The organism is Kaistella sp. (assembly GCF_049588135.1).
Taxonomy (GTDB): Bacteria; Bacteroidota; Bacteroidia; order Flavobacteriales; family Weeksellaceae; genus Kaistella.
Genome location: NZ_JBAVFG010000020.1, coordinates 1 through 9,410, shown reverse-complemented (window position 1 = coordinate 9,410; position 9,410 = coordinate 1). Strand labels below are relative to the sequence as shown.

The 9,410-nt window shown below is 34.8% G+C and carries 9 protein-coding genes and 1 tRNA gene; all 10 read right to left on the bottom strand.

Going from position 1 to position 9,410, the window contains the following annotated elements:
- Positions 1 to 145 precede the first annotated feature (145 nt).
- The gene (gene rplL, locus WBY99_RS01345) at positions 146 to 511 is read right to left on the bottom strand and encodes a 50S ribosomal protein L7/L12 (RefSeq protein WP_423974550.1); all 366 of its coding nucleotides are present in this window, start codon (positions 509 to 511) and stop codon (positions 146 to 148) included.
- Positions 512 to 563: 52 nt separating this feature from the next.
- A complete protein-coding gene (gene rplJ, locus WBY99_RS01340; protein ID WP_423974549.1) occupies positions 564 to 1,151 on the bottom strand; it encodes a 50S ribosomal protein L10 in 588 nt (195 codons plus the stop codon).
- Positions 1,152 to 1,164: 13 nt separating this feature from the next.
- Positions 1,165 to 1,857, bottom strand: coding sequence for a 50S ribosomal protein L1 (gene rplA, locus WBY99_RS01335; protein WP_423974548.1), 693 nt, complete (start codon positions 1,855 to 1,857; stop codon positions 1,165 to 1,167).
- Between the two features lie 11 nt (positions 1,858 to 1,868).
- Positions 1,869 to 2,312: a 50S ribosomal protein L11 gene (gene rplK, locus WBY99_RS01330; RefSeq protein ID WP_423974547.1), complete on the bottom strand. Its 444-nt coding sequence runs from the start codon at positions 2,310 to 2,312 to the stop codon at positions 1,869 to 1,871.
- Positions 2,313 to 2,860: 548 nt separating this feature from the next.
- Complete coding sequence (locus WBY99_RS01325) at positions 2,861 to 4,864, bottom strand: T9SS type A sorting domain-containing protein (protein WP_423974546.1); 2,004 nt, start codon at positions 4,862 to 4,864, stop codon at positions 2,861 to 2,863.
- 489 nt (positions 4,865 to 5,353) lie between these two features.
- Positions 5,354 to 5,896 (bottom strand): transcription termination/antitermination protein NusG, encoded by a 543-nt coding sequence (gene nusG, locus WBY99_RS01320; protein WP_423974545.1) that lies wholly within the window; start codon positions 5,894 to 5,896, stop codon positions 5,354 to 5,356.
- A 15-nt stretch (positions 5,897 to 5,911) separates the two neighbouring features.
- On the bottom strand, positions 5,912 to 6,115 hold the full coding sequence (gene secE / locus WBY99_RS01315) for a preprotein translocase subunit SecE (RefSeq protein ID WP_423974544.1): 204 nt from the start codon (positions 6,113 to 6,115) through the stop codon (positions 5,912 to 5,914).
- A gap of 13 nt (positions 6,116 to 6,128) precedes the next feature.
- A tRNA-Trp gene (locus WBY99_RS01310) sits at positions 6,129 to 6,199 on the bottom strand.
- A gap of 56 nt (positions 6,200 to 6,255) precedes the next feature.
- On the bottom strand, positions 6,256 to 7,443 hold the full coding sequence (tuf, locus tag WBY99_RS01305; protein ID WP_423974543.1) for an elongation factor Tu: 1,188 nt from the start codon (positions 7,441 to 7,443) through the stop codon (positions 6,256 to 6,258).
- Positions 7,444 to 7,776: 333 nt separating this feature from the next.
- A partial coding sequence (locus WBY99_RS01300) for an efflux RND transporter permease subunit (protein ID WP_423974542.1) occupies positions 7,777 to 9,410 on the bottom strand: 1,634 nt, incomplete at its 5' end.

The following is a 9,410-nucleotide window of genomic DNA, read 5'->3' as shown; positions in this document are numbered from 1 at the left end:
CAACTCCACAGATCATTGTCGAAATAAATCGAGATGAACACAAATACCATAATTTTCAGAAAACCAAAGCACCACGTAGCAAAATTTCAGATAAAAAAAAGCCGCTTCCAAAAGGAAACGGCTTTATGATAAGGTTGATGAAGAATTATTTCAATTCTACTTCAGCACCAGCTTCTTCTAATTGTTTTTTCAACGCTTCAGCTTCGTCTTTAGAAACACCTTCTTTAATAGCAGTTGGAGCACCATCTACCATATCTTTAGCTTCTTTAAGACCTGCACCAGTTAAATCTTTAACTAGTTTTACAACTGCTAATTTAGAAGCACCTGCAGCTTTAAGAATTACATCGAATTCTGTTTTTTCTTCAACAGCTTCTCCTGCACCTGCAACAGCAGCTACAGCTACAGCAGCTGGTTCGATTCCGTACTCATCCTTAAGGATAGCAGCCAATTCATTTACGTCTTTAACGGTTAAGTTTACAAGCGTTTCCGCTAAGTTTTTTAAATCTGACATTTTAATAATGTTTTAATTGTTGAACGATTTATTTGATTTTTTTTGAGTCTAATTACTCTGCACTAGGTGCATCGGTAGCGTCAGCACTTGCTTCTGGAGCAGCTTCTGCAGCTGGGGTTTCTTCTGCAACTGGAGCAGCTTCTTCAGCATTTCCGTTTGCTTCATCTTTATTTTGAAGTGCAGAAAGTACATTTCTAAGTGGAGATTGAAGTAATGTGATGATTTCACCAATCATTTCTTCTCTAGACTTGATGCTTACAAGTGTAGCCAAGTTTTCGTCACCAACATAGAATGTTTCTTGTAAATAAGCAGATTTCAAAGCTGGAACTTCTGCTTTTTTTCGGAATCCTTGAATCAACTTTGCCGGAGCATTAGCTGTTTCAGAAATCATTAAAGCGGAGTTACCTTTGAAAGTAGGGAACATTTCAGAGTAATCTACTCCTTCAATTTGCTCCAATGCTTTTTGTAGTAAAGTGTTTTTTACAACTTTTACAGTGATATTTTGTTTAAATGCTTGTCTTCTAAAATCTGAAGTCGCAGCAGCATTCATTCCTTCTAGACTTGCTACATAAACCACTTTCGCGTCTTGTAGTACATCTTTTAATTCTTGTATTACTAATACTTTATCTTCTTTTGTCATTGTCTTACAGATTTTAGTTTACAGATTTAGTATCAATTGCAATACCTGGACTCATGGTAGAAGACAAGTAAATGCTTTTCACATAAACACCTTTCGACGCAGTTGGTTTCAATTTGATTAATGTCTGAATTAATTCAGAAGCATTTTCTCTAATTTGAGCCGGGTCAAAAGACACTTTACCAATTCCAGCGTGGATGATTCCGTATTTATCAACTTTAAAATCGATTTTACCTGATTTTACCTCAGATACTGCTTTACCAATATCCATAGTTACAGTTCCAGATTTTGGGTTTGGCATTAGACCTCTTGGTCCTAAGATTCTACCCAATGGACCTAATTTACCCATAACAGCTGGCATGGTAACGATAACGTCAACATCAGTCCAACCTTCTTTTATTTTCTGTAAATATTCGTCAAGACCTACATAATCAGCACCAGCTTCTTTCGCTTCTGCTTCTTTATCAGGTGTTACCAAAGCCAAAACTTTTACATCTTTACCAGTACCGTGTGGAAGGGAAACTACTCCTCTTACCATTTGGTTCGCTTTTCTAGGATCAACACCTAAACGAACTGCGATATCTACAGATGCGTCAAATTTTGCAAAGTTTACTTCTTTTACCAAAGCAGATGCTTCGTCAAGAGAGTAAATTTTGTTTTTTTCTATTTTGCTTAAAGCTTCTTTTTGCTTTTTAGTTAATTTTGCCATATCTATAAGTTTTAAGCGTTAGTTGGTTTAGTTCCTGTTACTCTCAATCCCATAGATCTTGCAGTTCCTGCAACCATAGTAAGGGCTCCGTCAATAGTAAAGCAATTAAGATCTACCATTTTATCCTCAGCAATTTTACTTACTTGAGCCCAAGATACAGCACCTACTTTCAGTCTGTTTGGCTCCCCTGAACCTTTTTTCTGCTTAGAAGCATCTAAAAGTTGGATTGCAACTGGTGGAGTTTTAATAACGAATTCAAAAGATTTGTCTTCGAATACTGTAATTACTACAGGTAAAACTTGTCCCGGTTTGTCTTGAGTTCTTCCGTTAAATTGCTTACAAAACTCCATAATGTTCACCCCTGCAGAACCTAATGCAGGACCTACTGGTGGAGATGGATTAGCTGCTCCTCCTTTTACTTGGAGCTTCACCATTTTAAAGACTTTTTTAGCCATTTTGATTTTTTAAAAAATTAAATAATTTATGAATGTGGAAGCATTTATAAATCTGTAACGAGGTGCGATAAAACACAACTTTACATTTCGGACTGCAAAATTAAGAATAAATTTTGATTACACAATAGGTAAGGTATTGATTTTTAATGATAATTTTCAATTAATTAAAAGAGTTACCTTTTAAAAGAGACTTCTTAAATAGATTTGGCAGTAACAATTACTTTGTTTAACTATTTTTCTTACCTTGAAGTGATGACCAAGATCTAAATTTCTTTCGAGCCTGCGAGTAGAGTATCCAAATTATTTGAAATTATTTTGAAACTTTTACGGTTACCTTTTTCACCCAAAATATTTGATTAGAAATCTTCATCTTAGAGAACATTATTATAATTTCATTTTTAAAAAATTGTCTCACAAAACATAAAAAAACAAAGAGAAAGAATCAAATAAGTTGATTCTTTCTCTTGCATATTGGGTCGATCGGGATTACTTACTAATTTCCTTAATCAATAATCACGATTTTTTTTGCGGTAATTCCGAAATACAAATTACTGAATCATCACTTTTGCAACTCCGGTAGTATTATTTTCAGTGATATATTGTATTAAATACATGCCTTTCACCCAGCCTGATGTGCTTATTTCTTTAGCATTTTTACCTTGTGTAACGGCTGTACCCGACATACTGTACACTTTGTAAGAAGCTAATTTCTCCGTAAATCCAATGATTTGTTTGATTTTATCTGTATAAGATTTGATAATGTTTTTAGAAACATCGCTTGTCGCTAAAACCTCAAATGGGATATCAAAAAACTCAGTTGTCTTAATAACCTGGCTAAAGTCTCCGTAAAGAACTCCCATTTTATATGCGTGATCATTGTTGTCAACCAAAAAGCCGCTACCGATAACGTTTCCTTTGGTTTCATCACCGTTTGCTGTAAAAATGGTATTGCTATTTTCTTTAGCAACATTAAATGAGTTGTAAACCAAATTATTCCCCGGATATTTGAACATATATACATAATTATACTCCATCATATCATCTGCATCAAATAATTTTGGTTCCAAGAGGGTGCTATAAAGAAGTGGGGTAAAATTAAGTGGTTCTGCACCAATATTTAATTTGACTTTTCCAGTAAGTTCGCCCGTTGGTGTATATTTATTGATCACCCCAAAATAATCGTTTCCTTCCAAAACTGGTTCACCGAGGGCAATAAGGAATTGATAGCTTCCTGCAGTTGGGATTCTGTTATAATACCCAGAAATTAACTCACCATTATACACTGCCGAGAATTCTTTCACCGTTTGCCAACTTGGAATATCGAACATCTTGATGGACTGATTTCCTTCTTCATCGGACAATATAAATGACACTTGGTCTTCTTGCCCCGCAATTTCCTTCATAGGATTAAGACTCAATATTCCATCTTCTAAAGATTTCAGGGTATTTCCTTGTTCATCTGCAACAAAATAATTACTCCATGACCGATCTTGCATTAAATCAAAATAATTGATTCCATACAAAAACTCATATTTATCGTCTGCATTAAAGACATGTTTGGTAATGTCATATTTATAATTATCATAAAACACTCCATATTCTACCATTCCGAAAACATACGAATCTTGTTCATAAGCAGGCAAAGAAATTTTGGTTTGTTTCTCTAAAGTTAAATTCTGATTGTACATTTCAATCACCAAATGATTATCTGGCGTTACTTCCATCGTACTATTATCCATGAATAATTTCTCATAATGTGCCAATACAATTTTCGGTTCTCCATCAACATCCATGAAAGCAAGAGGAGTACCGTTAAAGAAATTGATTAATTCTGAATCAAACTGTTTCGTTGCAATTTCCTTTAATGCTGCGTCATAAACAGCAATATTCACCGTAGTATCATCATCGTTATAGGTTACAACATTTGCAGAACCATCTGTATTATGAATTAACTCGACAAGAATAGTGTCTTCAAATTTTTTTAGAATTGCACCATCTTCATCAATCATCCAAACAGCATTTTTTTGAAAATCAGGACCCTCCCCACCTTCAAAATAATGAATAAACATGAAAAATTTCATTTTAGTGTTTCCTTTAAAATTAAATTTTGAAGTTTTCCGTTGAAGACCATAAAAATTGGCAGTTTGCGGAATCGAAACGGTAAGCTCCTTTTGGATGGTTGTATTCGGATTTAATAATTTAATCGAAACGTGCGCATTTGCTCCGAAAGCATAATCTTCCTGAATGAGTTGTTTCGAATTATCAGCTCCATCAATAAGTTGCTGCCAACCCGCTGCGGTAATTAGACCAGAAGGAGTCCCTCCAAAATTTTTAGCATCAAAACCTTTGTTTGTAAAATTTATATTTTGTGCTGAATTAGAAAAAGTATTTAAAGAAGATTTAGACAATAATTTTTTATAAGCTTCGGTTTTCTTCGAAAGATCAATTGCATGATTTTCTACTTTCAATTTATTAGAAAAGGGAACGGATTTCTGTGCATTGATGCTAATCATAAATCCTAAAATCGCCACAGCGAATAGAGTTTTTTTCATTTTAAATAAAATTTAAGTTAATTAAGTTTTACGATATTAAGAAAAACTATCCAGTGACAGAGGGCAATAACTACTTTTAATTTGCTGTTTTCACGAATTCCGAAAGGATTTATATTAAATACCTATTATTTTATTGAAAAATTGGGGACATCTGAATTTATATTGTTTTTATTCAAAGACAAATAGCTTTAAAATACCTTCTACTATTATCCATTATGGTAGTAGATGAATTCAAGATGATCATAACAAACGATTGCATTGTTAAAAAATCATAACATGGGTCAGCAAAAAATCGGAAAATAGTATTTGCAAGAACGTTGATTCATTTTGCATTCAATCAATTTATTTTTTCTCCCCAAGTTTTATCCTTGATTCCAAATCTCACAACTGAATGCGAAAAATTTTACACAAAAAAACTGAAGCAGATAATCTACTTCAGTTTATTTTTTTAATAAATACTTTATCGTTCTTTAAAAACGAAACCAGTATTTACACCTTTTCTACTTGCATATAGCTGAGTTCCATTGGTGTTTTTCTTCCGAAAATCATTACAGAAACTTCGATTTTCTTTTTGTCTTCGTATAGTTTTTCTACCGTACCGTTGAAACCATTGAAAGGTCCGTCGATTACTTTTACGTTTTCTCCTACTACGAAAGGAATTGCTGATTCAATTGCGAACTCAGAAAGCTCATCCATTCTACCAAGCATTCTATTCACTTCTGACTTACGCATCGGTACAGGATCTCCTCCTTTGGTTGAACTCAAAAAAGAAATAACTCCAGGTATATTTTTAATAATATGAGGAACCTCTCCTACAAGATTTGCCTCTACCATTAAGTAACCTGGGTAATAAGGTTTTTCTTTCGGCACCTTTTTACCATTTCTAATTTGGATTACTTTTTCCATAGGAATGACTACTTGAGTTACGAAATCCTCTAAGCCATAATGCTTCATTTCGTTCTCAATATAGGCTTTTACCTTATTTTCCTGTCCACTGATGGATTTCAGAACATACCACTTCAAGTCACTCATTTTGGGAAAATAATTTTAATTGAACAGATTGACAAAGAGCGATATCATATTCGCAATAGATTTACTGAACAATGAATCTACACCAAAAGTAAAAATAGCCAGCAACACAGTACCAATAGTTACTACTATGGTAGATGATTGCAACTCAGGCCATTTTGGCCACTCTACTTTGTCTTTGAATTCGGTATAAGAACCTTTAATAAAATCTACTAAACTCATTATCTTTTATTTGCACGGGCACAAGGACTCGAACCCTGATCAACGGTTTTGGAGACCGGTATCCTACCATTGGACGATGCCCGTAGATTAAAAAAGGTTCCGTAAGTTTCCCTACGGAACCTTTATTATATTTTCAGAAATTAATCAAGGATTTCAGTTACCTGACCAGCACCAACTGTTCTACCTCCTTCTCTGATCGCAAATCTAAGACCTACGTTAAGAGCGATTGGCTGTAACAATTCTACTGTAATAGAAATGTTATCACCTGGCATTACCATCTCTACCCCTTCTGGCAAGAAAATCTCACCTGTAACGTCTGTAGTTCTTACATAGAACTGTGGACGGTATTTGTTGTGGAATGGAGTATGACGACCACCTTCTTCTTTAGAAAGGATATAAACCTCTGCTTTGAATTGTTTGTGTGGCTTCACTGAATCTTTCTTAGCGATTACCATACCTCTTTTGATGTCGGTTTTTTCAATACCTCTCAACAATAGACCTACGTTATCACCTGCTTCACCTCTGTCCAAGATTTTCCTAAACATCTCAACACCGGTAATAGTAGAAGTTAACTTCTCATCACCCATACCTACGATATCTACTGGATCTCCAGTATTAATTACACCTGCTTCGATTCTACCAGTTGCAACAGTACCTCTACCTGTAATAGAGAAAACGTCTTCAATTGGCATCAAGAAAGTTTTATCAACATCTCTAGTTGGAAGCGCAATCCAAGAATCAACAGCATCCATTAATTCTTCAATTTTCGCTACCCACTTAGGATCTCCGTTCAATCCACCTAAAGCAGATCCTTGGATTACTGGAGCGTTATCACCATCATATTCATAAGAAGAAAGAAGATCTCTAACTTCCATTTCTACTAATTCTAATAACTCAGCATCATCTACCATATCTACTTTGTTCATAAAAACAAGTACATTAGGTACATTTACCTGACGACATAAAAGGATATGCTCTCTTGTTTGAGGCATTGGTCCGTCTGTAGCAGCTACTACTAAAATAGCTCCATCCATTTGCGCAGCACCAGTAACCATGTTTTTTACATAATCGGCGTGACCTGGACAATCTACGTGAGCATAGTGTCTGTTTGCAGTTTCATATTCAATGTGTGAAGTATTAATGGTAATACCTCTTTCTTTTTCTTCTGGTGCAGAATCAATTGTAGAGAAATCTCTAGCTGTTCCGAATCCTTTATCAGATAACACCTTACTGATTGCTGCAGTAAGTGTAGTTTTACCATGGTCTACGTGACCGATGGTACCAATGTTCAAGTGTGGTTTGTTACGATTAAACGTTTCCTTTGCCATGATTTAAATATTTATTTAATTAATTATTCATTTTTTCGGTGCGCAAATATAGTCATTTTTTGAATATTGAAAACCTTTTTTAGAAAAAAAGTTGAACATTCAAAAATATTGATTTACACCATCCTATTATATAGCGAAATACCGGAGTGCAAATTTACGGAAAAATATTTATTTGAGAAAATCTATAAAATAATTTTGTAAAAACATTTCTCCTTTTTTGATCAATTTCGATAAAGATTGATCATTCTCAAGCACTCCTAATCCTTTATCATATTTGATTTCTCCTAAAATTATCTTTCATAAAATTAAAGAATTAAATTTTTGTTAATTCTTTTAATTTTCATAAAACTGCTCTGATTTTTTAGTTTTATTGAAAATCCAGAAGATAATTGGGAAAACTAAAAGAGTCAAAACGGTCGCCGTAACCAATCCACCAATAATGACAATTGCCAACGGTTTTTGCGATTCTGAACCAATTCCTGTGGAAAGTGCAGCAGGTAACAATCCGACCGAAGCCATCATCGCAGTCATGACCACAGGTCTGGTTCTTACTTTCACGCCTTCTAAAATTCCGGCAGCAACATCCATTCCAGCCTTAATGTTTTGGTGAAATTCTGAGAGAAGAATAACTCCGTTCTGAATACAGATCCCAAAAAGAGCGATAAATCCTACTCCTGCGGAAATCCCAAAGTTCATACCTGTCATGTGCAAAGCGATGATTCCACCGATTAATGCAAAAGGCACATTCGCCAAAACCAGTAGAGAATCCTTTAAATTTCCAAATAAAATAAATAAAAGGAAGAAAATCATTACTAGACTAATTGGTACAACTTCTGTTAAACGCTTGGTTGCCCTTTCCTGATTTTCAAATTGCCCGGTCCAGCCAATTGAATATCCTTGCGGAAGTTTAATTTGATCGATTTTCTCCTTTGCATCAGCAATCGTGCTTCCCAAATCTCGGTCTCTGATTGAAAATTTAATACCGATATATCTTTGAATATTGTCTCTGTATATAAATGCGGCACCATTATCTTGATGAATATTTGCGATTTCTTTTAGTGGAATTAAAGTTCCTTCTTGGGTAGGAACCATCAATGAAGCGAGATCATTTTCATCTTTTCGATATTCATCTGCATACCGAATTCTGATATCGAATTTTCTTTCACCATCAAAAAGTTCCGAAGCAGTTTTCCCACCAAATGCGGTTTCCAACACAGATTGTGCATCAGAGAGCGCCACCCCGTATTGTGCCATTTTTTCTCGATCCAAAATAACACTCAGTTCTGGCTGACCAATATTCTTAATGATACCAGGCTCTTTAACACCATTCACATCCTTCAGAATATCATACACTTGTTTGGCATATTTATCCAAAGTATTCAAATTATCACCATAAATCTTCACTCCATTTTCTGCTTTAAAACCTGCAACAGCTTCGGCAACGTTATCGGAAATCGGTTGCGAATAATTATAAGTGATCCCTTGATATTGTTTTAGTTTTCCATCCATTTCATCAATAAGACCATCCATTGTGATTTTTCTCGTCCATTTTTCTTTTGGTTTAAGTTTCACATCAAACTGCACAAACCCAAAACCGTTAGGATCGGTTCCATCATTACTTCTGCCCGTTAGCGACAACACATCGGTTACTTCAGGAAAACTTCTCAGCGTTTTTTTAAGTTGATCTGTCTTTTTCAAAGATTCTTTTAAACTGATACTCATCGGCATTTCTGCGGTTACCCACAGTGCACCTTCATTCAGCGGTGGCAAAAATTCGGTTCCTAAAAAGCGTGCAGAAAAAAGTGTTACTGCCAAAAATGCTAAAGAAACCAATAAACTTATTTTTTTATTTCTAAAAGTAAATGCCAGCCCTTTCCCTACGATTCGTTCCCAAAATTCTACAAAAATATTTTTCTTTTCGCGGACGTTTTTATTCAATAATAAATGGGAAAGTACAGGCACTAAAG

What these genes read in the sequence shown, in the direction of transcription:
- secE (WP_423974544.1), bottom strand. Translation starts at nt 6,115, where the DNA reads ATGAGTTTAGTAGATTTTATTAAAGGTTCTTATACCGAATTCAAAGAC.
- nusG (WP_423974545.1), bottom strand. Translation starts at nt 5,896, where the DNA reads ATGAGTGACTTGAAGTGGTATGTTCTGAAATCCATCAGTGGACAGGAA.
- rplL (WP_423974550.1), bottom strand. Translation starts at nt 511, where the DNA reads ATGTCAGATTTAAAAAACTTAGCGGAAACGCTTGTAAACTTAACCGTT.
- rplJ (WP_423974549.1), bottom strand. Translation starts at nt 1,151, where the DNA reads ATGACAAAAGAAGATAAAGTATTAGTAATACAAGAATTAAAAGATGTA.
- rplK (WP_423974547.1), bottom strand. Translation starts at nt 2,312, where the DNA reads ATGGCTAAAAAAGTCTTTAAAATGGTGAAGCTCCAAGTAAAAGGAGGA.
- tuf (WP_423974543.1), bottom strand. Translation starts at nt 7,443, where the DNA reads ATGGCAAAGGAAACGTTTAATCGTAACAAACCACACTTGAACATTGGT.
- rplA (WP_423974548.1), bottom strand. Translation starts at nt 1,857, where the DNA reads ATGGCAAAATTAACTAAAAAGCAAAAAGAAGCTTTAAGCAAAATAGAA.
- WBY99_RS01325 (WP_423974546.1), bottom strand. Translation starts at nt 4,864, where the DNA reads ATGAAAAAAACTCTATTCGCTGTGGCGATTTTAGGATTTATGATTAGC.